30 protein-coding genes are annotated in these 23675 nt (G+C 69.8%); 22 read left to right on the top strand and 8 right to left on the bottom strand.

Going from position 1 to position 23675, the window contains the following annotated elements:
• Positions 1-51: 51 nt before the first annotated feature.
• The 3 genes from rpsP to rimM all read left to right on the top strand — a co-directional run bounded on the left by rpsP (position 52) and on the right by rimM (position 1136).
• Entirely contained in the window at positions 52-444 is a 393-nt protein-coding gene (gene rpsP, locus KZ820_RS04915) for a 30S ribosomal protein S16 (protein ID WP_183942606.1), read from the top strand.
• A 70-nt stretch (positions 445-514) separates the two neighbouring features.
• Positions 515-667: a hypothetical protein gene (locus tag KZ820_RS04910; protein WP_219747502.1), complete on the top strand. Its 153-nt coding sequence runs from the start codon at positions 515-517 to the stop codon at positions 665-667.
• On the top strand, positions 627-1136 hold the full coding sequence (gene rimM, locus KZ820_RS04905) for a ribosome maturation factor RimM (protein ID WP_219747501.1): 510 nt from the start codon (positions 627-629) through the stop codon (positions 1134-1136). Before KZ820_RS04910 ends, rimM begins: the two co-directional genes overlap by 41 nt.
• A gap of 238 nt (positions 1137-1374) precedes the next feature.
• Here the strand turns inward: rimM and KZ820_RS04900 are convergent, their stop codons facing one another.
• A complete protein-coding gene (locus KZ820_RS04900; protein ID WP_219747500.1) occupies positions 1375-2283 on the bottom strand; it encodes an NAD(P)/FAD-dependent oxidoreductase in 909 nt (302 codons plus the stop codon).
• A gap of 52 nt (positions 2284-2335) precedes the next feature.
• Between KZ820_RS04900 and KZ820_RS04895 the strand changes: the two genes are divergently transcribed.
• The 6 genes from KZ820_RS04895 (at position 2336) to KZ820_RS04870 (ending at position 8042) form a co-directional block, all read left to right on the top strand.
• Positions 2336-2623, top strand: coding sequence for an AbrB/MazE/SpoVT family DNA-binding domain-containing protein (locus KZ820_RS04895; protein ID WP_219747499.1), 288 nt, complete (start codon positions 2336-2338; stop codon positions 2621-2623).
• Between the two features lie 5 nt (positions 2624-2628).
• Positions 2629-2994, top strand: a complete 366-nt coding sequence (locus KZ820_RS04890; protein WP_258047734.1) for a type II toxin-antitoxin system VapC family toxin — start codon at positions 2629-2631, stop codon at positions 2992-2994.
• The gene (trmD, locus tag KZ820_RS04885; protein WP_219747497.1) at positions 2991-3719 is read left to right on the top strand and encodes a tRNA (guanosine(37)-N1)-methyltransferase TrmD; all 729 of its coding nucleotides are present in this window, start codon (positions 2991-2993) and stop codon (positions 3717-3719) included. The genes KZ820_RS04890 and trmD overlap by 4 nt, the downstream gene beginning before the upstream one ends.
• Before the next feature lie 4 nt (positions 3720-3723).
• Positions 3724-4110 (top strand): 50S ribosomal protein L19, encoded by a 387-nt coding sequence (gene rplS, locus KZ820_RS04880; protein ID WP_132910575.1) that lies wholly within the window; start codon positions 3724-3726, stop codon positions 4108-4110.
• A 535-nt stretch (positions 4111-4645) separates the two neighbouring features.
• Positions 4646-6883: a S9 family peptidase gene (locus tag KZ820_RS04875; protein ID WP_219747496.1), complete on the top strand. Its 2238-nt coding sequence runs from the start codon at positions 4646-4648 to the stop codon at positions 6881-6883.
• 85 nt (positions 6884-6968) lie between these two features.
• Positions 6969-8042 carry an aspartate-semialdehyde dehydrogenase gene (locus KZ820_RS04870; RefSeq protein ID WP_219747495.1) on the top strand — a complete coding sequence of 358 codons (1074 nt, stop codon included), beginning with the start codon at positions 6969-6971 and terminating at the stop codon, positions 8040-8042.
• Positions 8043-8314: 272 nt separating this feature from the next.
• Here the strand turns inward: KZ820_RS04870 and KZ820_RS04865 are convergent, their stop codons facing one another.
• A complete protein-coding gene (locus KZ820_RS04865) occupies positions 8315-8923 on the bottom strand; it encodes a YitT family protein (protein WP_132910578.1) in 609 nt (202 codons plus the stop codon).
• 119 nt (positions 8924-9042) lie between these two features.
• Between KZ820_RS04865 and KZ820_RS04860 the strand changes: the two genes are divergently transcribed.
• Positions 9043-9489, top strand: coding sequence for a GFA family protein (locus KZ820_RS04860; RefSeq protein ID WP_219747494.1), 447 nt, complete (start codon positions 9043-9045; stop codon positions 9487-9489).
• Complete coding sequence (locus KZ820_RS04855) at positions 9470-10231, top strand: alpha/beta fold hydrolase (protein ID WP_219747493.1); 762 nt, start codon at positions 9470-9472, stop codon at positions 10229-10231. The genes KZ820_RS04860 and KZ820_RS04855 overlap by 20 nt, the downstream gene beginning before the upstream one ends.
• A gap of 33 nt (positions 10232-10264) precedes the next feature.
• Here the strand turns inward: KZ820_RS04855 and KZ820_RS04850 are convergent, their stop codons facing one another.
• Positions 10265-11116, bottom strand: a complete 852-nt coding sequence (locus KZ820_RS04850) for an ABC transporter permease (protein WP_219747492.1) — start codon at positions 11114-11116, stop codon at positions 10265-10267.
• A 61-nt stretch (positions 11117-11177) separates the two neighbouring features.
• On the opposite strand from KZ820_RS04850, the gene KZ820_RS04845 reads away from it, so the two are divergent.
• Entirely contained in the window at positions 11178-11906 is a 729-nt protein-coding gene (locus KZ820_RS04845) for a GcrA family cell cycle regulator (protein ID WP_219747491.1), read from the top strand.
• Between the two features lie 156 nt (positions 11907-12062).
• Here the strand turns inward: KZ820_RS04845 and KZ820_RS04840 are convergent, their stop codons facing one another.
• A complete protein-coding gene (locus tag KZ820_RS04840; RefSeq protein WP_219747490.1) occupies positions 12063-12923 on the bottom strand; it encodes an outer membrane protein in 861 nt (286 codons plus the stop codon).
• A 129-nt stretch (positions 12924-13052) separates the two neighbouring features.
• Between KZ820_RS04840 and parE the strand changes: the two genes are divergently transcribed.
• From parE to KZ820_RS04825, 3 genes are all read left to right on the top strand, one after another.
• Positions 13053-15029, top strand: coding sequence for a DNA topoisomerase IV subunit B (gene parE / locus KZ820_RS04835; protein WP_373369012.1), 1977 nt, complete (start codon positions 13053-13055; stop codon positions 15027-15029).
• A complete protein-coding gene (locus tag KZ820_RS04830; protein ID WP_219747488.1) occupies positions 15026-15688 on the top strand; it encodes a YoaK family protein in 663 nt (220 codons plus the stop codon). The genes parE and KZ820_RS04830 overlap by 4 nt, the downstream gene beginning before the upstream one ends.
• A 255-nt stretch (positions 15689-15943) precedes the next feature.
• On the top strand, positions 15944-17521 hold the full coding sequence (locus tag KZ820_RS04825) for a winged helix-turn-helix domain-containing protein (RefSeq protein ID WP_219747487.1): 1578 nt from the start codon (positions 15944-15946) through the stop codon (positions 17519-17521).
• A 109-nt stretch (positions 17522-17630) separates the two neighbouring features.
• On the opposite strand, the gene KZ820_RS04820 is transcribed toward KZ820_RS04825, so the two are convergent.
• A complete protein-coding gene (locus KZ820_RS04820; RefSeq protein WP_219747486.1) occupies positions 17631-17942 on the bottom strand; it encodes a UrcA family protein in 312 nt (103 codons plus the stop codon).
• Positions 17943-18111: 169 nt separating this feature from the next.
• The gene (locus tag KZ820_RS04815) at positions 18112-18774 is read right to left on the bottom strand and encodes an RBBP9/YdeN family alpha/beta hydrolase (RefSeq protein WP_219747485.1); all 663 of its coding nucleotides are present in this window, start codon (positions 18772-18774) and stop codon (positions 18112-18114) included.
• A gap of 182 nt (positions 18775-18956) precedes the next feature.
• Between KZ820_RS04815 and KZ820_RS04810 the strand changes: the two genes are divergently transcribed.
• From KZ820_RS04810 to KZ820_RS04790, 5 genes are all read left to right on the top strand, one after another.
• Positions 18957-19691, top strand: a complete 735-nt coding sequence (locus KZ820_RS04810) for a TlyA family RNA methyltransferase (protein ID WP_219747484.1) — start codon at positions 18957-18959, stop codon at positions 19689-19691.
• A gap of 108 nt (positions 19692-19799) precedes the next feature.
• Complete coding sequence (locus KZ820_RS04805) at positions 19800-20321, top strand: TspO/MBR family protein (protein ID WP_219747483.1); 522 nt, start codon at positions 19800-19802, stop codon at positions 20319-20321.
• A gap of 24 nt (positions 20322-20345) precedes the next feature.
• Positions 20346-20606 (top strand): accessory factor UbiK family protein, encoded by a 261-nt coding sequence (locus KZ820_RS04800; protein ID WP_219747482.1) that lies wholly within the window; start codon positions 20346-20348, stop codon positions 20604-20606.
• Positions 20607-20654: 48 nt separating this feature from the next.
• Complete coding sequence (locus KZ820_RS04795; RefSeq protein ID WP_183921079.1) at positions 20655-21161, top strand: type III secretion system chaperone family protein; 507 nt, start codon at positions 20655-20657, stop codon at positions 21159-21161.
• 6 nt (positions 21162-21167) lie between these two features.
• The gene (locus KZ820_RS04790; RefSeq protein ID WP_219747481.1) at positions 21168-21956 is read left to right on the top strand and encodes a pyrroline-5-carboxylate reductase family protein; all 789 of its coding nucleotides are present in this window, start codon (positions 21168-21170) and stop codon (positions 21954-21956) included.
• A gap of 13 nt (positions 21957-21969) precedes the next feature.
• Here the strand turns inward: KZ820_RS04790 and KZ820_RS04785 are convergent, their stop codons facing one another.
• Positions 21970-22437, bottom strand: a complete 468-nt coding sequence (locus KZ820_RS04785) for an Lrp/AsnC family transcriptional regulator (protein ID WP_258047733.1) — start codon at positions 22435-22437, stop codon at positions 21970-21972.
• A gap of 111 nt (positions 22438-22548) precedes the next feature.
• Here KZ820_RS04785 and KZ820_RS04780 point away from each other — a divergent pair, with 111 nt between their 5' ends.
• Complete coding sequence (locus KZ820_RS04780; RefSeq protein WP_219747480.1) at positions 22549-22761, top strand: DUF6356 family protein; 213 nt, start codon at positions 22549-22551, stop codon at positions 22759-22761.
• Positions 22762-22819: 58 nt separating this feature from the next.
• Here the strand turns inward: KZ820_RS04780 and KZ820_RS04775 are convergent, their stop codons facing one another.
• Positions 22820-22963, bottom strand: a complete 144-nt coding sequence (locus KZ820_RS04775; RefSeq protein ID WP_219747479.1) for a hypothetical protein — start codon at positions 22961-22963, stop codon at positions 22820-22822.
• Positions 22964-23110: 147 nt separating this feature from the next.
• Here KZ820_RS04775 and KZ820_RS04770 point away from each other — a divergent pair, with 147 nt between their 5' ends.
• On the top strand, positions 23111-23425 hold the full coding sequence (locus tag KZ820_RS04770; protein WP_219747478.1) for an I78 family peptidase inhibitor: 315 nt from the start codon (positions 23111-23113) through the stop codon (positions 23423-23425).
• The last annotated feature ends 250 nt before the right edge of the window (positions 23426-23675 follow it).

The raw sequence follows: 23675 nt of genomic DNA, 5'->3' as shown, positions 1-23675 counted from the left end.
ACGATCCCGGCGCTTGCCGGGGCACAGACACACAGAAGGAAGACGAACACCATGGCACTCAGCATTCGCCTGTCGCGCGGCGGCTCCAAGAAGCGTCCCTATTACCGCATCGTGGTGGCCGACGCGCGCAGCCCGCGTGACGGCAAGTTCATCGAGAAGATCGGCAACTACAACCCGCTGCTCGGCAAGGACGACGAGAAGCGCATCGTGCTCGACGCCGAGCGCGCCAAGCACTGGCTGGGCGTCGGCGCGCAGCCGACCGACCGCGTCGCCCGCTTCCTCGACGCCGCGGGCGTTAAGGAGCGCGCCGCGCGCAGCAACCCGAAGAAGGGCGAGCCGGGCGAGAAGGCCAAGGAGCGCGCCGAGGAGCGTGCCGAGAAGCTGAAGGCGCAGCAGGAGGCCGCCGCGGCCCCGGCCGAGACCGAGGCGGCGAGCGCCGAGTAAGCCGGCCGGGAAGCCGATCGTCCGCTCGTGCGTTACCTGCCGCTCCATCGAGAGCCGAGAGGATTGCACGATGACGATCGACCCCGACCCGCGCACCGCGCCCGACGACGATGACGACTCGACCACCCAGGACGCCACTAACCAGGGCGTCTCGAGCCAGCAGCCCGCCGAAGGGGACGACGATGCCCCGGCCGGCGGCGCCGGCTCGCCCGACCAAGCCTGAGGCGGTGCCGGTCGACCCCGACGCGGTGGTTCTCGCCGCCGTGACGGGGGCGCACGGCATCGCCGGCGAGGTGCGCCTCAAGGTGTTCGCCGAGGCGCTCGAGGCGCACCGCACGTTCAACGGCGGTGCGCTCACGCTGGTGAAGCTGCGCGACGGCACGATCGCGCGCTTCGCCGAGGTGTCCGACCGCACCGCCGCGGAGCAGCTCCGCGGCACATTGCTCACCGTCGCGCGCGCGGACCTGCCACCGCTCGGCGAGGGCGAATATTATCACGCCGACCTGCTCGGTCTCGCCGCGGTCTCGACCGCCGGCGAGCCGATCGGACATGTCGTCGCGGTGGAGAATTTTGGCGCGGGCGACGTGATCGAGATCGAGCGCGACGGCGGCAAGCGCTTCATGGTGCCGATTAACGCGGTGCCCGAGTGGGATCGCACGCGGCTGGTAGTGGAAGCGGCGTTCGTGGAGTGAGGGGGCGTTTAGTTTTCTCCCAACTCCTGCCGTCAGCCTGAACTTGTTTCAGGATCCACCGTCCCGCGAGCGCCTCGGCGGCTAAGTAAGCCGCACGATGGATCCCGAAACGAGGTCGGGACGACGGAAGCATGGAGGCGATCGCTACTGATCGCGCCGTACTCCTGCGCACGCAGAAGGCCAGAGCCATGGGCGTCCCGCCTCATCACCCTGGATTCCTGCGTCCGCAGCGACACGCTCACCGTCGTAGCGGGCGCTGCTCCGCCAGCAGGTTGCGGATCGTCGTCGCGGCCACGCCGGCCTCGCCCATGGCGTGGCTGATCTGGTCGAGCCCCTTCACCACGTCCCCCGCCGCGAACAGGCCCGGCACGCTGGTGCGCTGATGGTCGTCTACCTCCAGACAGCCGTCCTCGCTCGCGCGCGCCCCCGCCTCGATCGCGAGGTGCGAGCGGATGCGCGAGCCGAGCGCGGGGTAGATGCTGTCGAACGCCATTCGCCCGCGCGCGGTATCGAGCGCCAGCCGGTCGCCCTCGATCGCATAGCCGCCGCACGGGCCGTCGACGCGCATCACCCCGGCCTCGTCGAGCGCGTCGGCGCAGGCTTGATCGAGCAGATGCTCTGCCTCGGGTGCGATCAGCGTGATGTCGCGGGTGAAGCCGCGCAGGAACAGCGCCTCGCGCATGCCCCGGTCGCCGGTACCGATCACCGCGACGCGCTTGTCGGTCACCTCATAGCCGTCGCACACCGGGCAATAGCGCAGCAGCCCGCGCGCCAGCGCCGGGTCGTGCACCTCGGGGAGCAGCCCGTGCGGGCGGTGGTTCACCACGCCGGTCGCCAGCAGCACGGTGTGCGCGCGATGCGTGCCCCGGTCGGTGGTGGCGACGAAGCCGTCGTCCTCGCGCGCCAGCGCGGTCACCTTCACCGGCTCGCGCCGCGCGCCGTATTTCTCCGCCTGGGTGAGCATCAGCCGCAGCAGCTCGGTGCCAGCGATCCCGTCGGGATAGCCGGCGTGGTTGTGCGTGCACGGGATCATCGCGGCGCGGCTCGACCCCGAATCGAACAGCCGGATCGAGAGGTGATAGCGCGCCAGATAGATCGCGGCGGTGAGTCCGGCGGGCCCGGCACCGATGATCAGGCAGTCGTCCATCTTGCTGTCGTTCCCGCATGTATATACATCCCGTGCATACGGGAGATCGGCGATGAGTAACGAATATCGCGCCAAGGTGTTCAAGTCCGGCAATTCGGTCGCGCTACGCCTGCCCAAGGCGCTTGGGCTGAAGGAGGGAACGGAGATGGTGGTGCGCGAGGAACGCGATCATTTTGAGTTCGCCCCGGTAGTGTCGGACGATCGACTGGATCTTACGGCGGTCTGGGGCGCATGTCCGGGGCTCGCGTCGCCGCACACGGAGGAGCGCGCATTCGAGCCGTCACCCCGAGCGTGGGACGACCCTGACTGGGCCGGCTGGGAGGCGGAAGCCAGTCGGTGAGATACATGCTCGACGCCAACATCGTCGTCGCGCTGCTCGCGGGCGAACCCGCCGCGCTGCGCGCGCGCGTCGAGCGCTGTCAGCGCGGGACTATCGTCATCTCGTCTATCGCCTTGGCCGAGGTCGCTTTGGGGAGCGCCAGCGGCAAGCGCCCCTCATCGGAGGTCCTCGAGCAGGTGACACGCCTCTTCGACGTCCTTGCCTTCGACGCAGCGGCAGCATGGGCCTACGCCCGGCTGCCGCTTCGACGCGGCAGTTTCGACCGGCTGATCGCTGCGCACGCTTTGGCCGCGAACACGACCCTCGTCACCAACAACGAGCGCGACTTCGCCGGCATCCCCGGCCTCGCCGTCGAGAACTGGACCCGATGACCTTCCGCGCCACCATCCTGACGCTCTACCCCGAGATGTTCCCCGGCCCGCTCGGCGCCGCTCTCGCGGGCCGCGCGCTGCGCGAGGGGCGGTGGAGCTGCGACCCGGTCAATATCCGCGACTTCACCGAGGACCGTCACCGCACCGTCGACGACACGCCCGCCGGGGGCGGGGCGGGGATGGTGCTGCGCGCCGACATCGTCGGCCGCGCGGTCGACGCGCATGCCGACGGGCGCCCGCTGATCGCGCTCACGCCACGCGGCGCGCCGCTGACCCAGCGCCGCGTCCGCGACCTCGCCGCCGGACCCGGCGCGGTGCTGCTGTGCGGTCGGTTCGAGGGGTTCGACGAGCGCCTGTTCGAGGCGCGCGAGATCGAGCAGCTGTCGATCGGCGACTATATCCTCTCGGGCGGCGAGATGGCCGCGCTGGTGCTGCTGGACGCTTGCGTTCGGCTTATTCCGGGGGTAATGGGCGCGGCTTCGAGCGGGGACGAGGAGAGCTTCGAGAGCGGCCTCCTCGAATATCCGCATTATACCCGACCTGTCGAATGGGAAGGGCGCACGATCCCCGAAGTGCTGCGATCGGGGGATCATGCGAGGATCGCGGCGTGGCGTCAGTCACAGGCCGAGATCGACACACGGCTACGGCGGCCGGACCTGTGGGAGCGTCACGAGGGCGCTCGGGTCGGCTCGCCCTCTGGCGCGCGGCACGGAAGTAAGGATTAACGCGATGAACCTGATCCAGACGCTCGAGGCCGAGCAGATCGCCAAGTTCCACGAGAGCAAGAAGCTCCCCGAGTTCCGCCCCGGCGACACGCTGAAGGTCGGCGTGAAGGTGGTCGAAGGCGAGCGCACCCGCGTCCAGAACTTCGAGGGCGTGTGCATCGCGCGCTCGAACAAGGGCATGGGCTCGTCGTTCACGGTCCGCAAGATCAGCTTCGGCGAGGGCGTGGAGCGCGTGTTCCCGCTCTACTCGCCCAACGTCGACTCGATCGAGGTGGTGCGCAAGGGCGCGGTGCGTCGCGCCAAGCTCTACTATCTGCGTGGCCGTACCGGTAAGTCGGCGCGCATCGCCGAGCGCCGCGACAACCGCCCGCAGGCGCAGGCCGCCGAGTAAGCGACACCCGGTCCCGGCCGGAGCACGAGGGGCGCGGTGGGAGACCACCGCGTCCTTTTGTCGTTTGTGTGGGTGCGGCGGGCGTCGCACCGCCGGTTCGCTGTAGCCGGCGTCATCCTGAGTTCGTCTCCGGATCCACTCGTCTGCGATCACCACCGGCACTTGGGTGCGCGGCACAGTGGATCCTGAGACAAGCTCAGGATGACGCCAGTGGGATAGGATCTGCCTTACGTCTCTAGGTGTCGCCCCGGCGGACGCCGGGATCCAGGTGGGGGAGGCTGATGACGGCCACGCGGGCCTCACCAACTGGACCCCGGCGTGTGCCGGGGTTGTGCGCTTGTAGTGACGGAGCGCCCGCGTCGTCGTCGTCGGTGCTCGCGTCGGCGTCGGCATCGGCATCGGCATCCGCATCGGCATCGGCGTTTCACCCGGAGGAGCCTCCCACCACGACAGCAAGGGTGACGCTTTACCTCGCCGTCTCGCGCCGCGATAAGGGCGGCGCGCCCGGTCCCGGGTCGCGATCCCGGAGGAATGGATGCGTTCATGGTTGGCGGTGGTGGCGCTCGCGACGGTAGCAACAGGGGCGCTCGTGGCTGACGCCGCGCAGGCGCAGGCCGACGCGGCCCGACCCGCGGCGCAGCGACTCACGCTCGAGCGAATCTTCGCCGCGCCCGACCTCGGCGGCCAGCAGCCGCGCTCGCTCAAGCTCTCGCCCGACGGCCGGCTGCTCACCTTCCTGCGCCCGCGCGCCGACGACCGCTTCCGCCTCGATCTCTGGGCGCGTGACACCGCTACCGGACAGGAGCGGATGCTGGTCGACAGCACCCGCGTCGGCAGCGGCGCGGCGCTGTCCGAGGCGGAGAAGATGCAGCGGGAGCGCGCGCGCATCGGCGCGCTGACCGGGATCATCCGCTACGACTGGTCGCCTGATGGACGTCAATTGCTCGTCCCCGCCGACGGCGACCTGTATCTCGCCGGACTCGACGGCGCCACGCGGCGGCTCACCGAGGTGAAGGGCGGCGTGCTCAACGGCGAGGTCTCGCCGCGCGGCGGCTTCGTCAGCTACGTGCGCGACCAGAACCTGTGGCTCCAGCCACTCGCCGGCGGCGCCGCCCGCGCGCTCACGCAGGGCGGCGGGGGCACGGTCCATTTCGGCGAGGCCGAGTTCGTCGCGCAGGAGGAGATGGACCGCCGCACCGGCTATTGGTGGAGCCCCGACGATCGCTATGTCGCGGTCGAGCGGTTCGACGAGGCGCCGGTGCAGGTCTTCACCCGCGCCGCGATCGGTGCCGCCGGCACCGAGATCTACCAGCAGCGCTATCCCGCCGCGGGGACCCCCAATGTCGCGGTCGAGCTCCACGTGATGCGCGCGGACGGCAAGGGGCAGGTGAAGGTCGACCTCGGCACCGACCCCGACATCTATCTCGCGCGCGTCGACTGGCTGCCCGATGGCTCGGCGCTGCTCGTCCAGCGCGAGAACCGTTCGCAGACCCGGCTGGACGTCCTCCGCGTCGACCCCGCCACCGGCAAGGCGACACCGCTGTTCAGCGAAACCGCCGCGCCGCGCAGCTGGATCAACCTGACCGACAGCTATCGCGCGCTCGCCGACGGCGGCCTCCTGTGGCGTTCCGAGCGCGACGGCTACGGCCACCTCTGGCTGCTGCGCGCCGGCCGATGGACCCAGCTGACCAAGGGGCCGTGGGTGGTCACCGGCCTGGTCGCGGTCGACGAGGCGGCGGGCAAGGTCTATTTCATGGCCAACAAGGACGACGTGCTCGAGCAGCAGCTCTACGTCGTCCCGCTCGCCGGCGGCACGCCCGAGCGGCTGACCGAGCGCGGCTGGCAGAACAACGTCACCGCCGACGGCGCGGCGCAGCGCTTCCTCGTCACCCGCTCCAACCCCAACCAGCCGCCGCAGGTCTATCTCGCCGACGCCGCGGGCAAGCGGCTCGCCTGGGTCAACGAGAACCGGGTCGAGGGCGACCACCCCTATGCGCCCTATCTGGCCGCGCACCGCCCGGTGACGTTCGGGACGATCAAGGCGGAGGATGGCAGCGATCTGCACTGGCAGATGGTCACGCCCAAGCTGGAGCCGGGCAAGCGCTACCCTGTCTTCTTCCAGCATTACGGCGGGCCGGGGCCGCAGAACGTCGCGCGCGACTGGAAGAATCCGCTAATCCAGCACATCGTCGATCGCGGATGGATCTATTTCGAGCTCGACAATCGCGGCTCGGCCAACCGTGGGGTCGAGTTCGAGAGCGCGATCTGGCACGCGATGGGCACGGTGGAGGTCGCCGACCAGCGCGCCGGCGCGACCTATCTGAAGACGCTCGGCTACGTCGACCCGAAGCGGATCGCGACCTATGGCTGGTCCTATGGCGGCTATATGTCGCTCAAGATGATCGAGGCCGACCCCGGCCTCTACGCCGCCGCGATCTCGGGCGCGCCGGTGACCGACTGGCACCTCTACGACTCGCATTACACCGAGCGCTACATGGGCGACCCGCGCACCGACGCCGCCGCCTATGACACCTCGCGCGCGGTGCGCGATCCCAAGCGCATCACCACGCCGCTGCTGCTGCTGCACGGCATGGCCGACGACAACGTCTTCCTCGATAACAGCACCAAGGTGGCGGCGGCGCTGCAGGCGGCGGACATGCCGTTCGACCTGATGTTCTATCCCGGCAAGACCCACTCGGCGGTGCGCGACATCCACGTCTGGACCACGATCGAGCGCTTCCTCGACGCGCACGTCGGCAGCGGCCCCAAGTAAAGCTTGCTGTCGCGCGCGCGGCGGGCGCATTAGGGCCGCCGCGGGATGAGAACGCGCGCACGGAGCGCGCCGGGAAGGACGTGAGATGGGCTATCGGGTGGTAGTGGCGGGGGCCACGGGCAATGTCGGGCGCGAGATGGTCAACATCCTCGCCGAGCGCGAGTTTCCCGCCGACGAGATCGCGGTGCTGGCATCGTCGCGCTCGGTCGGCGACCAGATCGAGTACGGTGACACCGGCCGCATGCTCACCGTCAAGAACATCGAGCATTTCGATCCCACCGGCTGGGACATGGCGCTGTTCGCGATCGGCAGCGAGGCGACTGCGGTCTACGCGCCCAAGTTCGCCGCGGCGGGCTGCACCGTGATCGACAATTCGTCGCTCTACCGCATGGATCCGGACGTGCCGCTGATCGTGCCGGAGGTGAATGCCGCGGCGATCGACGGCTATCGCGCCAAGAACATCATCGCCAACCCCAATTGCTCGACCGCACAGATGGTGGTGGCACTCAAGCCGCTGCACGACGCCGCGACGATCAAGCGCGTGGTGGTGGCGACCTATCAGTCGGTCTCGGGCGCGGGCAAGATCGGCATGGACGAGCTGTTCGAGCAGAGCCGCAACATCTTCGTCGGTGACCCCGCCGAGCCGAAGAAGTTCACCAAGCAGATCGCCTTTAACGTCATCCCGCACATCGACAGCTTCCTCGACGACGGCTCGACGAAGGAAGAGTGGAAGATGGTGGTCGAGACCAAGAAGATCCTCGATCCCAAGATCAAGGTGGTCGCCACCTGCGTGCGCGTGCCGGTGTTCGTCGGCCATTCCGAGGCGCTCAATATCGAGTTCGAGAACGAGCTGTCCGCCGAGGATGCACAACGCATCCTACGCGAGGCGCCCGGCGTGATGCTGGTCGATAAGCGCGAGGACGGCGGCTACGTCACCCCGATCGAGAGCGCGGGCGACGACGCCACTTATGTCAGCCGCGTGCGCGAGGACCCGACGGTGGAGAACGGGCTGGCGCTGTGGTGCGTCAGCGACAACCTTCGCAAGGGCGCGGCGCTCAACGCGGTGCAGATCGCCGAGCTGCTCGGCCGCCGCCACCTGAAGAAGGCGGACGAGACCGACGATGCCGCGTTCGACGCGGTGTTCGCCGGGGAGGAGTGAGCGGGCGCGGAACTCGCTGCGTCGTTCGCTTGATTGCCAGCCGTTCGTGCTGAGGAGAGGCTGAGCTCGTCGAAGCCTCGTCTCGAAGCACAGCCACGACGGCCGTGGCCGTGCTTCGAGACGGCACTTCGGCTTCGCTCAGTGCCTCCTCAGCACGTACGGAGAAACGCCGAGTCCTACATCATCCGTGTTCCTGCGCACGCAGGAACCCAGCGCCACGCACGTCGCGCTCGCCGCCCTGGGCTCCCGCGTCCGCAGCAGCACGCGTCTCCTCAATACCCCGTGTACCGCCCGGGCCGGTGCCACGCGATCAGGATGCCGCTGATCGCCGCCGCGGACAGTGCCGACCACGCCACCCGCTCGACCGGCAGCGCCACCAGCGACACCAGCAGGATCACCGCGTCGATCGCGATCTGCGTGCGTCCGGCGTTCCAGCCGCGGCGCTGCTGGAGCCACAGCGTCACGACGCCCGTTCCGCCGATCCCGGCATGGTGCCGCGCCAGCGCCAGCGCGCCGAAGCCGATCACCGAGCCGCCCGCCAGCGCGGCGAAGGCGGGATCGATGTACGCGATGCTCAGCCCGTAGCGCGTCACCGTGCCGAGCCCCGCCACGCCGATCCCGACCAGGGCAGTGCGCAAGGTGAAGCGCCGCCCCATCGCGCGCCACGCCAGCCAGAAGAAGGGCAGGTTGAGCAGGGTGAACAGCACCCCGCTCGGCAGCGGCACCGCGTAGGAGAGCAGCAGCGCCACCCCCGCGATCCCGCCGGTCACCAGCCCGGCGGCATGGAGCAGCGCGAGCCCGAGGACGACGAGAATACAGCCGAGCGCGAGCGCATAGGCGTCCTCGATCGCGCTGTGCGGAAGGGAAGGCGGGCGAGTCACTGTCGCGCTCTGCCAGCGGCACCGGTTCGCGTCGAGTGCTGCGCTGCAACATGGGTCACGCGTTTACCTCGCGCCCTCGCCACGTTAGGTCGCTTCGTCTGGGCAGCGGGAGCGGCGGGATGGCGCGCGAGATGACCGGTGGGTGCCAGTGCGGCAGCGTGCGCTACGCCGTGCTGGTCGAGGACGACCATGCCTATCTCTGCCATTGCCGGATGTGCCAGCGCGCCACCGGCGGCGTCTTCGCCGCGCTCAAGCAGGTGTCGCGCGCCGCGCTGCGCTGGACCACGCGCGAGCCCGACCGCCGTGCCTCGTCGCCGATCGCCGCGCGCGGTTTCTGCCGCGACTGCGGCACCCCGCTCACCTATGAGGGGAAGGGCGCCGACCAGCTCGACCTCACCGTCGGCAGCTTCGACGACGCTGGCCGCCTCCGCCCGACCGGCCACTTCGGCGTCGAGAGCCGCCACGCCGCTTGGCGCGACACGGCCGGGCTGCCCGAGAAACGCACCGACGAGCTCCCGCACATTGTCGGCAAATGGATGGAAACGAGTGGCAAGCTCCCCGACTGAGACACGCTTCTTCGACAGTTTCGACGGCACGCCGATCGCCTGGCGCGAGCTGGGCGAGGGCCGCCCCCTGGTGCTGATCCACGGCTATTTCTCGGACGCGCGCACCAATTGGTTGCGCTACGGCCATGCCGCCGCGATCGCTGCGCGGGGCGTGCGCGTGATCATGCCCGACCTGCGCGCGCACGGCGAGAGCGGCAAACCGCATGACCCCGCCGCTTACCCGCGCGACGCACTGGCGCTGGACGGCGAGGCGCTGGTGCGTCACCTCGGCCTGACCGACTATGACCTCGGCGGCTACTCGCTCGGCGCGCGGACGGTGGTGCGGATGCTGGCGCGCGGGGCGACGCCGCGGCGCGTCGTGCTCGCCGGCATGGGGCTGGAGGGGATCGTCGGCGCCGAGCGGCGCGCCGACCATTTCCGTAACATCCTCACGCGGCTGGGCCAGCACGAGCGCGGCAGCCCGGAGTGGCTCGCCGAGGCCTTCCTCAAGACCACCGGGGGCGACCCGGTCGCGCTCCTCGGCGTGATCGACACGTTCGCGAGCACGCCGGCGGCGGTGCTGGCGACGCTCGACCGTCCGACCTTGGTGCTCAGCGGGGTGGACGACCACGACAATGGCTCGGCCGCGGCGCTCGCCGACGCGCTGAAGAACGCGCGCTACGCCGAGGTACCGGGCAACCACATGAGCGCGGTGACCAAGCCCGAGCTGGGGCAGGCGATCGCGGATTTCGTGGCGGAGTAGATCCACCCCGCTCGCGGGGAGGATCTGGTCAGTCTAGCTCTTCAGCTTCCAGCCGCGCTTGAGCAAAACATAGCACAGCACCCCCAGCGCGACGTTGATCGCGAGGATCACCACGCTGCCCACCGCCACCGGCGAGTCGGCGCTGCCAAGGAAGCCGTAGCGGAAGCCCGAGATCACGTAGAAGAACGGGTTGACGTGGCTGAAGGCGCGGAACGCGGGCGCGAGATGGTCGACCGAGTAGAAGGTACCCGACAGCAGCGTCAGCGGCGCGATCAGGAAGTTGGTCACCGCCGCGGCATGGTCGAACTTGTCCGCCCAGATCGAGGTGAGGACGCCCGCGAACGACAGGAACATCGCGCCGAGCAGCCCGAACCACAGCACCGCCAGGGGGTGGATCGGGGTGACGTGGACGCCGGGCCACAGCGCCATCGCCAGCCACACCGCGCTGCCGACGCAGAAGGCGCGCGTCACCGCCGCGCCGACGAGCGCCGCGAGCAGCTCGCTGGTGGACAGCGGCGGCTGGAGATAGTCGACGATATTGCCCTGGATCTTGCCGACCAGCAGCGAGAAGCTCGCATTGGCGAAGGCGTTGTTGAGCATCCCCATCACGATCAGGCCGGGCGCGATGAAGTCGGCGAAGGCGACCGGCGCGCCGCCGACGTTGACCGGGCTGCGCGCGCCGTTGGCGACGGTGAAGATGACGAGGAACATCAGCGTCGTCACCGCCGGAGCCCACACCGTCTGGAGCTGCACCTTGAAGAAACGGCGCACCTCCTTCACATAGAGGGTTCGCAGGCCGCCCCAATTGACGTTCCGGATCACCGGTTCGCCGGGGGCGTGCCTGATGGCTGACGGAATTTGTCCGGTAGGAGGCTGGCTGCTCATCGCCTGTGCGGGTAACCGCTGCGGCGCGCGCCCGCAACCGGAACGCTAGAGGAAGACAAGCATGTCCTGGACCGACGAGCGGATCGATACGCTGAAGACGATGTGGGAGGCGGGCCAGACCGCCAGCCAGATCGCCGAGGCGCTCGGCGGCGTGAGCCGCAACGCGGTGATCGGCAAGGCGCATCGCCTCGGCCTCCAGTCGCGCCCGTCGCCGGTGACGACCAAGGAAGAGGCGCGTGCCGCCGAGTCGGCGCCGGCCGCCGCCCCTGTCGCTGCCGCGCCCGCGCCGAAGCCGAGTCCCGCCCCGGTCCGCACCGCGGCGCCCGCGCCCGCCGCGCGGCCCGCGCCGCCGCCCTTCGCGACCGACTCGACTCCGGAAGCAGCGCCGGCGGCCAGCGAGGTCGACGATGAGGCCGAGGAGGCGCCCAGCGCGCCGCCGGTCAAGCGCGAGCCGGTGCTGCGCTCGGTCGGTCCGGGCGGCTTCGTGCGTCAGGCGCCCGGTGAGCAGCAGCCGCCGATCGCGCCCGCCCCGCCGCGTCGGCTGGTGCCCGCGCGCACCGCGCCCGAGTTTGCCAACAAGACCTCGCTGCTCGACCTCAACGACAAGATCTGCAAGTGGCCGCTCGGCCACCCCGGCGAGCCCGATTTCCACTTCTGCGGCGACAAGGTGAACCCGGGCTTCCCCTACTGCGTCGAGCATTGCGGCCATGCCTACCAGGCGCAGCTGCCGCGCCGCGATCGTCGCGCGCCGCCGTTGCCGTTCGGCGGCCCCCGCATGCGTTTAGGGTGAGCGCCGTCACATAAAGCTGTTGTACCCCGGCGAAGGCGGCGGCCCAGTTGGGGCGCCCGTGGTGTGTCTCACCCGCGCCGCCCGACTGGGCCCCGGCCTTCGCCGGGGAACGAAGAGAGTGGGGCGCGGGCGCTCCTCTGCCTCCGCCCCCTCACCTCAGAAGCGGAACGCCGCGGTGGCGCGCAGGCTGTGCCAGCGGAACTTCTCGTCCGAGCGGCGGAAGTCGGTGCCCTCGGCCGTGCCGCCGTTGCCGGCGTTGGTGAAGGGCGTGCCCGCCGGCCCGGCGGCGCGGACGCGATAGTCGTCGTCCTGATACTGGTGGTAGACATATTCGAGCCCGACCGAGAAATGCTCGCCGAAGCGCTGCTCGATGCCGCCGCCGCCCTGGAAGCCGAACTGGTCCTGCCGCCCACGCGCGGTGAAGCTGTTGGTGCTCTGGCTCGACGAGAACTCGCTATCGATTCGCGCCAGTGATGGGCCGAACGTGCCGTAGAACAACGTCGAGTCGTTGGGCGTGTAGCCGGCGCGCGCGCGCACCGCGGCCTCCCAGTTGACTTGGCGGTACATCACGTAGTTGGCCGGGGTGGTCGAGAAGCCCGAGGTGCTGTCGTTGATGTGAGTCCGCCCGAACTCGCCGACGACGCCGTAGACGATCGACCCGCTCTGCTGGTCGAAGCCGACCCGGCCGTAATAGCTCCAGCCGTCGCGATCCTTGGCGCAGCCCGGTCCACCGTTGCGCGGGCCTTGTGCGGCGCGCGCGCGCCCGCCGCAGAAGCCCGGCGAGAAAGCGTTCGCGCCCGTGCCGGTCAGCACCGTGTCACCGAAGCGGCCGTCGAGGTTGCGGTCGAACTCCAGGCGCGCGCCGCCGTCGTTGGGCTGCACGTCATAGCCGCCCGCGGCGCCGACGTAGATGCCGGAGAAGCCGCTGCTGACCGACGGGTCGCCACCGTCCTGCGCCATCGCGGGGACAGCCGTCAGCGACGCCGCGATCGCGGCGGCGGTCAAATACGCTCTCATGTAGGTCACTCCCTGATCGAACGATCCGCGAACGAGCCCCATCCAGGTTATGTTGCGTGAAGAATCATTGCCGCGGCAACCGACCTTGCCGCGCTTGGGTCGGACGGCGCGGATCGTTATATGACGGTCATGGCCGATCTGTTCGCTTCCCCGCCCGCTGGCACCCCCGCTTATGACGCCTCGTCGATCGAGGTGCTCGAGGGACTGGAGCCGGTGCGCCGCCGGCCCGGCATGTACGTCGGCGGCACCGACGAGCGCGCGATGCATCACCTCGCCGCCGAGGTGCTCGACAATGCGATGGACGAGGCCGTGGCGGGACACGCCACGCGCATCGAGATCACGCTGGAACCGGGCAACCGCCTGACCATCGTCGACAACGGCCGCGGCATGCCGGTCGACCCTCATCCGAAGTTCCCGGACAAGTCGGCGCTCGAGGTGATCCTCTCGATGCTGCATTCGGGCGGTAAATTCGCGGGCAAGGCCTATGCCACTTCGGGCGGCCTCCACGGCGTGGGCGTCTCGGTGGTGAACGCGCTGTCGAGCGACACCGTGGTCGAGGTCGCACGCGACCGCCAGCTCTACCGCCAGCGCTTCAGCAAGGGGCAGACGCTCGGCCCGCTCGAGACGGTCGGCGCGGCTCCCAATCGCCGCGGCACCTCGGTGGCCTTCACGCCCGACACCGAGATCTTCGGCCCCGAGCTGCTGTTCAAGCCGGCGCGGCTCTACAAGCTGGCACGCTCCAAGGCGTATCTGTTCGCCGGCGTCGAGATCCGCTGGCATTGCGCGCCCGAGCTGATCGGCGACGATACTCCCCAGGAGGCGGTGTTCCAGTTCCCCGGCGGCTTGTCGGACCATCTGCGCGAGCAGATCGCCGGGCGCGAATGCGCGACCGCCGACTTCTTCGCCGGCCAGCAGGACTTCCCCGACCATCAGGGCAAGGTCGAGTGGGCGGTTGCCTGGCCGCTGTGGAGCGAGGGCAGCTACAGCTGGTATTGCAACACTATACCCACGCCGGACGGCGGGACGCACGAGCAGGGGCTGCGACAGGCGCTGGTGCGCGGGCTGCGCCAGTTCGGCGACCTCGTCGGCAACAAGCGCGCCAAGGACCTCACCGCGGACGACGTGATGGTCGGCAGCGAGCTGATGCTCAGCGTCTTCATCCGCGAGCCGCAGTTCCAGTCGCAGACCAAGGACCGGCTCACCTCGCCCGAGGCGGCGGGGCTGGTCGAGAAGGCGATGCGCGACCATTTCGACCATTGGCTCGGGCACAACATGGAGCGCGGCAAGGCGCTGCTCGGCTATGTGCTGGAGCGGATGGACGAGCGGCTGCGGCGCAAGGCCGAACGCGACGTCAAGCGCAAGACCGCCACCTCGGCGCGCAGGATCCGGCTGCCGGGCAAGCTCACCGACTGCGCCTCCGACAGTTCGGAGGGTACCGAGCTGTTCATCGTCGAGGGTGACTCGGCGGGTGGCTCGGCCAAGCAGGCGCGCGACCGCAAGACCCAGGCGATCCTGCCGATCCGCGGCAAGATCCTCAACGTCGCCTCGGCCACTTCGGCCAAGATCCTGGCCAACCAGGAGATCGCCGACCTGATCCAGGCGCTCGGCTGCGGCACGCGCAAGGACTGCCGCCCCGAGCAGCTGCGCTACGAGAAGATCGTCATCATGACCGATGCCGACGTCGACGGCGCCCATATCGCGACGCTGCTGATGACCTTCTTTTTCCAGGAAATGCCCGAGCTGGTGCGGCAGGGGCATCTGCACCTCGCGCAGCCGCCGCTGTACCGCCTGACCGTCGGCGCCAAGTCGCTCTACGCGCGAGATGACGCCCACCGCGCCGAGCTGGAGCGCACCGTCTTCCGCGGCAAGAAGGTGGAGGTGGCGCGCTTCAAGGGTCTGGGCGAGATGAACCCGAGCCAGTTGCGCGAGACGACGATGGACCCGGCCAAACGCAGCATGATCCGCATCACGCTGCCGCAGGAATATGAGGAGCGCGCCGGCGTGAAGGACCTGGTCGACCGGCTGATGGGGACCAATCCCGCGCACCGCTTCGCCTTCATCCAGGAGAATGCGGCCCGCCTCGACGAGGAGGCTATCGACGCGTGACCCGGCATCCACGACGCGAATGGTGGCTGGCGATCGCGCTGGCGGCCCTGGCCGGCTATGTCGACGCGATCGGCTTTCTGCGGCTCAACGGCCTGTTCGTCTCCTTCATGAGCGGCAACTCGACGCGGCTGGCGGTGGCGCTGGCGGGCGGCTCGCCGCTGGCGCTCACCGCGGCGTCGCTGATCCTCGCCTTCGTCGCGGGCGTGGTCGTCGGCGCCACCGCGGGCGCGGCGCTGGGGCGCTGGCGCCGACCGGGCGTGATCGTGCTCGCCGCGGTGCCGCTCGCCGTGGCGGCGGCGCTGCCCGAGTTCGGCCCGCTCGGCGGGCTCGGCACGGTGCTGCTGGCGCTGGCGATGGGGGGGCTCAACACCGTCTTCCAGCGCGACGGCGAGGTCAGCGTCGGGGTGACCTACATGACCGGCGCCTTGGTCAAGCTCGGCCAGCATCTCGCGGGCGCGCTGATGGGCGAGGGCGCGCGCTGGGACTGGCTGCCGTACCTGCTGCTGTGGTCGGGGCTGATCGCCGGCGCCTTCCTCGGCACGGCCGACTATGCCGCGCCCGACAACGCCGCGTTGTGGCGTGCGACGGGCGCGGCACTCGGTATCGCATTGCTCGCGGCGGCGACGACCACGGCGGGAGGCCGTGTGCCGCGCGAGTGAGGCGGGAGAGGGCGACGATGGGGGGGCGCGGGGAGACAAGCGCGAGACGCGAGCGCTTGCGTCCACGATGGTACGGCGCGCCTATCGCACAACATCGCCTCGCACACCGGCGTCATGCCGAAATCCTTCCAGGATCCACGGTCCCGCGAGCGCGTCGACCTCTAGGTCCGCGAAACGGTGGATGCCGAACGAGTTCGGGATGACGCCAGTGAACGAGTGGCGTGCTCGCCGCTTCTCCGCTATGCTGTCGGCACCATGATCGAGCTCGCGCGCACCGCCGATATCGACCTGGCCGGCCTTACAATACGGCCCTCGCTCCGCCTCGTCGCGCTGGGCGAACAGGAGGAACTAGTCGAGCCTCGCGTCATGCAGGTCCTGGTCGCGCTGGCCCGAGCGGACGGCGCGGTGGTGTCGCGCGACGAGCTGGTGGCGCAATGCTGGGACGGGCGCATCGTCGGCGACGACGCGATCAATCGCGTCGTCGGGCGTCTGCGTCGCCTCAGCGAAGGGATCGGCACGGGCCGTTTCCGGGTCGAGACGATCGCGCGCGTCGGCTACCGCCTGATCGTCGCAGAGACGAGCGCTCCACCCGCTCCCCCTTCCGTCGCCGCGGACGAGGCGGTAGCCTTGGCCGAGGGGGCCGGGCGCGCCGCTGTCCCCAATGTGCCACGTCGTGTGCTGATCGCCGGGCTAGGCGTCGCGGGCGCTACCGTCATCGGCGGCGCGTGGTGGCGGCACCGTGACCGCGTCGCGCCGCGCACGCCCGAGGTCGTTGCGCTCGTCGCCCAGGCACGCGACTCGCAGCGTCAGGCCGATCGCCAGGGACTTTGGCAGGCGATCGGACTGTTCCGTCGCGCCGTGCTGCTCGCGCCCGACGACGCCGACGCCTGGGGCCAGCTCGCGCTGTGCTGCGCGGTGGCAGCGCGGATCGCGACCGCGGCGGACCGCGCCGCCTTCGCCGAGCGGGCGCTCGCCGCCGAGCGCCGCGCCGAAACGATCGATCCTGGAAACGCTTATGCAGCGCTGGCGCGGATGCGGCGCGCGCCGCTGCTCGGCAACTGGCGTGCGCAGGAGCAGGTCACCGCGCGCGCCGCGCGCGAGCATCCCGACGACGACGTGATCGCCGACGCGCTCGGCCGCATGCTCCAGATGGTCGGTCGGATGCGCGAGTCGACCAACCATTTCACTCGCGCGCTCACGGTCGGCGGCCCGTCGCCGATCGCGATGTACCAGCGCGTCGTCTCGCTGTGGAGCATCGACCGGCTGGAGGAGGCCGACCGCGCGATGGAGGAGGCCTTTGCGCTCTATCCGCTCCATTACGCCGTTTGGTTCACGCGCGCCTTCCTGCTCGCCTATACCGGCCGCGGCGCGGAGGCGCTGCGCATGATCGAGGACTCGGATCACCGCCCGAGCAACGTCGACGACGCGAGCTTCACGCTGACCGCGGGGATGGCGCGGGCGCTGGCGACGCGCGACCCGCGCCACGTCGAGGCGACCGCCGGTGCCTATGTCGAGGCGGCGCATCGCGGCAGCGGGCATGCCGAGAACGCGATCCAGTTCCTCAGCGCGGCGGGGCGGCTCGACCAGGCCTTCGCGATCGCCGAGGGCTATTTCCTGCGCCGCGGCTTCGCAGTGGACACGCTGCGCTTCTCGCGTCGGCAAGGCACCTATACGGCGCCGGATCAGCGCGTGAGCTGGTTCCTGTTCGCGCCGCCGTGTGCGGCGTTGCGGCGCGACTCGCGCTTCGAGACGCTGGCCCGAGCGATGGGATTGACTCGTTACTGGCGCGAGACCGGCACCCGGCCGGACGATCGCGCGATTTCGCTAGGTTGAGCGGTCCCCCGTACAGGGGCATCCTCGGACAAATTCAGGATGCCCCCCGCAATTGAGGAATGGCCCGAGGAGCCTCCGCTCTGAATGCGGCGCTTGAACGGCCGCCAGCCTATCGCGCCGCCAGCGCGGTGGCGTCGCGCTCGGCGATCGCGATTGGCAGCGGCGACGAGCGCCGCGCCGCGTCGGCGACGGTAGCGGCGACGCAGGCGCGGCGGTCCAAGGCAAGCGGCTCATGCTCGCACAGCCGCGCGGCGGCGCGCTCCATCCGGGCGAGCATAGCGGCGCGGCCGGCGCCCGTCCGCTGATCGAGGTCGCGCGCGACGATGTGATAGCTGCCGTCGCCCACGCGCCAACTCTGCGCGGTAGCGGGTGAGGCGAGCGGCATGGAGGCGACGAGGGCGGGCAGCATGAGCGAACGCATGATGAGTCTCCGACGCGACGGGGATCGTCGCAGTGTCGAAGACTCGTCGATCGCCGCCGCTCGGTCGCGGCGGTGAAGCCGATATCGGGCCGATCGTTCGCCGATGATCGGGCGATATGCGGCGGTTCAGCGTTGAGCAGACCGCCGGCGCGCGATCACGCTGCGCTCCTCACACTCGTAGCCCGGCTTGCTGTTCGCGCGGGCGCGCCAGGATCGCGCGCGCGTCGCCGGGGGTGCGCGCCTCGCCGTGCGGGCCGCCCGCGGCGGCGATCACGCGGTCGAGCAGCTCGAGCCCCTCGGGCCAGCGCCCCAGCCCGCTCGCGGCGTTGATGTGACCGCAGGCGCCGTAATCGATGAAGTGGCTGCCCCAGTCGACCGCGAGGCTGTGCGCGCGCTCCAGCGTGACCCAGGGATCGTCGCTCGACGCGACCACGATCGAGGGGAAGGGCAGCGGCTGTTTCGGTGCCGGCGCGAAGGGGGCGAGCTCGGGCGCGACGCCGGCGCGGTCGACGTCGGCGGGAGCGACCAGCAGCGCCCCCGCGACTGGCCAGCCATAGGGTTGCGGGCTAAGCGAGGCCCACCATGCCACCGCGACGCAGCCGAGACTGTGCGCGACCAGGATCACCGGCGCGCGCGCGCTCGCCACGGCCTGGTCGATCTTGGTGACCCAGGCGTTGCGATGCGGCCGGTCCCACATGCCCAGCTCGATCCGGGCAGTGTCGGGACGGCCTTTCTCCCACAATGTCTGCCAGTGCGACGGCCCGGATCCGCCCAGCCCCGGGACGGTTAGAACGGTCGGCTGCACCGACAGATCGAACGCGGAATGTCCCATGACATACCTCCAGTTGGTGAGGCCGCGGCGATCGGTCTAGGGGTCGGCACGGCCGCGGCCTCTGCTCTTTAGTTATTACCCACTAAATCGATCGGCAATCCTGCGCCGCAGCATTTGACGCGAGCGGAGGCGCGCGAGCGACGAGCGGTTGCGGCGCCGCCGTTGCGGCGCGATAGGGCGTCATGCCCAAGCAGCGCGTGGACCAAATGCTCGTCGATCGCGGCCTCGCCGAGTCGCGCACGCGCGCGCAGGCGCTGGTGATGGCGGGGCTGGTGTTCGCCGGTGAGCGCAAGGTCGACAAGCCGGGGCAGGCGCTCGCGGACGACGTCGCGCTGGAGGTGCGCGGGCGGGATCATCCCTGGGTGTCGCGCGGCGGGATCAAGCTGGCGCACGGGCTCGATCACTTCGGTTGGGACGTGACCGGCGCGGTGGCGATCGACGTCGGCAGCTCGACCGGCGGCTTCACCGACGTGCTGCTCAGTCGCGGCGCGGCGCGTGTCTATGCGGTCGACAGCGGTACCAACCAACTCGCCTGGAAGCTGCGGCAGGATCCGCGCGTCGCCGTCCACGAGCAGACCAGCGCGCGGCTGCTCACGGCCGCGCACGTGCCCGAGCCGGTCGACCTGGTGGTGTGCGACGCGAGCTTCATCGGCCTGGCCAAGGTGCTCGAGGTGCCGCTCGGCTTCGTCGGCCCAGGCGGTCGCGTGCTGGCGCTGATCAAGCCGCAGTTCGAGGCCGGGCGCCTCGAGGTGGGCAAGGGCGGGGTGGTGCGCGACCCCGTCGTTCACGCGCGAGTCTGCGCCGAGGTGGTGGCGTGGCTTGAGCAGGGCGGCTGGCAGGTCCAGGGGGTGGTCGAGAGCCCGATCACCGGGCCCGAGGGCAACGTGGAGTTCCTCGTCGGCGCGACGCGCGCGTAAAATTGGGAAAAGTACCATTTACCTGACCGAGGCGTTCCGGCAGCAGTACCGGGACGGACCGATCGGGAGACGAAGGTGGGGGGTGTCGCTTCCAAGGAGCAGTTGCGGATGTCGTTCCTGCGCTGGGCGGCGGTGGCGGTGCCCGGCGTGCTGCTGCTGGGCTTCCTGTCGGGGCGGACGGTGCCGTCGGGCGACGCTAACGGCTGGTATCGCGCGCTGGCCAAGCCCGAGCTGACCCCGCCGGGCTGGCTTTTCCCGGTCGCTTGGTCGCTGCTGTACGTGATGATGGGCGTCGCGCTCGCGCTGGTGCTGAGCGCGCGTGGGGCGCGACTGCGCTGGCTCGCGGTCGCGCTGTTCGCCGCGCAGCTTATCGGCAACCTGCTGTGGACGCCACTCTTCTTCGGCGCGCATCAGGTCTCGGCGGCGTTCCTGCTGATCGTCGCGATCTTAGGGCTGACGATCCTCACCACCTTCGTCTTCGCGCAGGTGCGCCGTCGCGCCGCGTGGCTGCTCGTCCCGTATATGATGTGGCTGGGTTTCGCCGGCACGCTCAACTGGCGTATCGATCAGCTCAACCCCGACGCGGAACGGCTTGTGTCGCCGGCCGCGGCGTCCCAGATGGTCGGTTAAGCGCCTCTACAGGAAATTGATCTTATGCAGTCCGAGAACCATCTGTTCGGCGATCTGGCCAAGCTCTTCAACGGTGCGGCGGGCACGCTCGCAGGAGTCGGGCGCGAGGCCGAAGCCAATGCGCGCGCCCGCGCGCGCGAGTGGATCGGTGGCCTTGATTTCGTCGCGCGCGACGAGTTCGAGGTGGTCAAGGCGATGGCGGCCGCGGCGCGCGACGAGAATGAGGCGCTGCGCGCACGGATCGAGACGCTCGAGGGGGCGCTGGCCGCCAAGTCCGGCGTCTGATCGCGCCGCGCCAGAGAAGGGGGCCGCGTGCCAAGCGATAAGTTACTGATGCTCGACGAGGCCGACGACGACAATGCGGGCGAGGCGCCGCTCGACATGCTCGAGGCCTATTTTCTCGCGCATGGCTGGCCGTGCGAGCGCGGCGAGGACGAGATCACCGCGTCGATCAAGGGCAGCTGGACCGAGTACGAGCTGCGCGCGCTGTGGCGCGAGGAGGACGGTGTCCTCCAGCTGCTCGCTTTCCCTGACGTCAAGGTGGCGGAGGGCCGGCGCGCGCCGGTCTATGAGGTGCTCGCGCTCGTCAACGAGCAGCTGTGGATGGGGCATTTCGAGATCTGGTCGAGCAGCGGCATCCTGCTCTACCGCAACGCCACCGCGATCGAGGCCGAGGACGGCGAGGCCACCATGGCGCTGAGCACCGCCGAGCTGCTGGTGGAATCCGCGATCGACGAGTGCGAGCGCTTCTACCCGGTGTTCCAGTTCGTGCTGTGGGGCGGCAAGTCGCCGTCCGAGGCGATCGCGGCGGCGATGGTCGAGACGGCGGGCGAGGCCTGACGCGCGATGCGGCTGTGGATGATCGGCTGCGGCAACATGGCCTCGGCGATGCTGCGGCGCTGGCTGGCGAGCGGCGTGGTCGCGGCCGAGGACGTCGACGTCGTCAACCGCCAGCATCGCGTGCTGCCCGTCGGCGTGCGCCAGGCGCGTGAGCTGCCCGACGCGCCGCCGCCCGACGCGGTGATCCTCGGCATCAAGCCGCAGCAGCTCGACGCCGTGGCGGCGGTGCATCGCGCGCGCGTCGCCGCCGCGCCGCTGCTCGTCTCGATGCTGGCCGGCGCCGATCCGGCACGGTTGGCGGCGGCCTTCCCCGGCCCGGTGCCGATACAGACCATGCCCAATTTGCCGGTCGAGCTCGGCCGCGGCGTCGTCGCGGTGCACGCGCCCGACACGCCGGCGGCGGCGCGCGCCGTGGCGGACCGGCTGCTCGCGCCGCTGGGCCTGGTCGAATGGTTCGACGACGCGGCGCGCTTCGCCGCCGCGGGCGCGCTGTCGGGTACCGGACCCGCCTTCCTCTTCCGCTTCATCGACGCGCTGACCGCGGGCGGCGTCGCGACCGGCCTGTCGCGCAAGGAGGCCGAAGCGGTGGCGCTGGCGACCGTCGACGGCGCGGCGGCGATGGCCTCGGCCAGCGAGCGTAGCCCGGCCGAGCTGGCCGACGCGGTGGCGAGCCCCGGTGGCATGACCCGCGCCGGGCTCGACGTGCTCGACCGCGATCGCGCTCTGACGGCGCTGGTCGAGGAGACGCTGTGCGCGGTGGCGCGGCGCGGCGCGGAGATGGCGGCGGGGCGGTAGCAAAGGGTGACGGTTAAAGCGGCAGCGCGGTCGTCGACTTGATCTCCTGCATCGCGAACGAGGAGCTGACGTCGTGCAGCGGCGCGACCTTGATCAGCTTGCGATAGATCCGGTCATAGTCGGCGATGTCGCGCGCGACGACCTTCAGCAGGTAATCGACCTCGCCGCTCATCCGGTAGAATTCCACCACCTCGGGGATCCGCGCCACGCCCTCGGCGAAGGTCTGCAGCCACTCGTCGCTGTGCTGCGTCGTGCGCACGGCGACGAAGACGGTGACGTCGAGCCCGAGCGCGCCACGATCGAGCAGTGCCACTCGTGAGCGGATCAGCCCGACTCGCTCGAGCCGCTTCACTCGCTTCCAGCACGGCGTGGGTGAGAGGCTCACCCGCTCGGCGAGATCGGCGATCGAGATCGTCGCATCCTCCTGGAGCAGCGCGAGCAAGCGTCGATCGGTGGCATCGAGAATGATATTCTCCGTCATAGGCCGATCATAGCACGGTATGCTGGTATCTACCCCTAGATAGTAGGCGCAAGAGACACGTTCTCACCTTTGAACGTGGCTATGCTCTCTCGCGAAGGCAGGAGGCACGTTATGCTCAACCGGATGTTCGTCGATCACCCGCGCGCGGTGGGGGAGAGCTACGCCGCACACGCGCAGGTCGCCGCGCGTTTCGGGCTCACCATGATCGGCGCGGGCGCGGCGTGCCTGATCCACGCGCTGATACCAGGGCTGTTCCGTTCGACCGGCAGCCGCGCCGTGGAGCGCTTATCCGAGGAGATGGTCGCGCGTCGCCACGCTGGCTGAATGATCTGGGCGATGTGACGGGCCAGAGGGTGGATTCGGTCGCTCTGGTATCGGGCGCTCAATGACCGTAGCGTTTGATGCCGCGCCGGCGCAGCTTCTGACGATGGCGCCGGCGCAACACGACCAGCGCCGTCGGCACGGCGATCAGCAGGACCGCGCCGATGATCGCATAAGCGACGAGTTCGCGAGTGACGTCGATCATGCGGGGCCTGTGACATAGTCGAAAGCGGCTGTCATCCCGCGAAAAGGCTTGGAGAAACACAGCTACCCGGATCGGTGGGCCAGCGGCGGCTTCACGACAGGTCGTTTACCCGCGTATAGTGGATCACCGTCTGACACGAGGGAAGCCATGTTCACTCTCCTCATCCTCGGAGCGCCGCTGATGACCGATGGGCCCGATCAGCAGGCGCAGGGCCGCTCGCGACTGGCGCCGCCGGGCGCGCACCGCCGGCTCGCGGGAGCTGCACCGGCGACGAGCTGTGGCGGCGCCGACCTCGTCGGCAAGAAATGGTCCGAGGAGATGCGGGCGCCGCTGCTGAGCGATCGTCATCGTGAGGTGCGGCTGCTCCGCGTCGGTCAGCCACGGACGATGGATCTGCGCGAGGACCGGCTCAACGTGATCCTCGACTCGGCGGGACAGGTGATCGAGATCACCTGCGGCTGAGCGATCGTTGGTCTGCCTCACCGAGCGGGTTACCGTCGTATGAGCACGATCATTGCGCTGCGCCGCTCATTGAAGAACTAAAGGACAAGTTTGAGCCGCCTGTGCTTTATTGCGGCGCTGTAATTCTTCGCCTTGTCAGCCTCTCTCGCCACAGTTAACCTCGACCTCGCTCGAGCAACAATGTGCGTCCGACCGATCAGGGAGCGGCGGCGACGACAACGGCGGCACCACCGCCGCGCGCTCGTGCATC

Source organism: Sphingomonas citri (genome assembly GCF_019429485.1).
Taxonomy (GTDB): domain Bacteria; phylum Pseudomonadota; class Alphaproteobacteria; order Sphingomonadales; family Sphingomonadaceae; genus Sphingomonas; species Sphingomonas citri.
The sequence above is the reverse complement of the archived record's forward strand: the minus strand, read 5'-3'. Positions and strand labels throughout refer to the sequence as shown.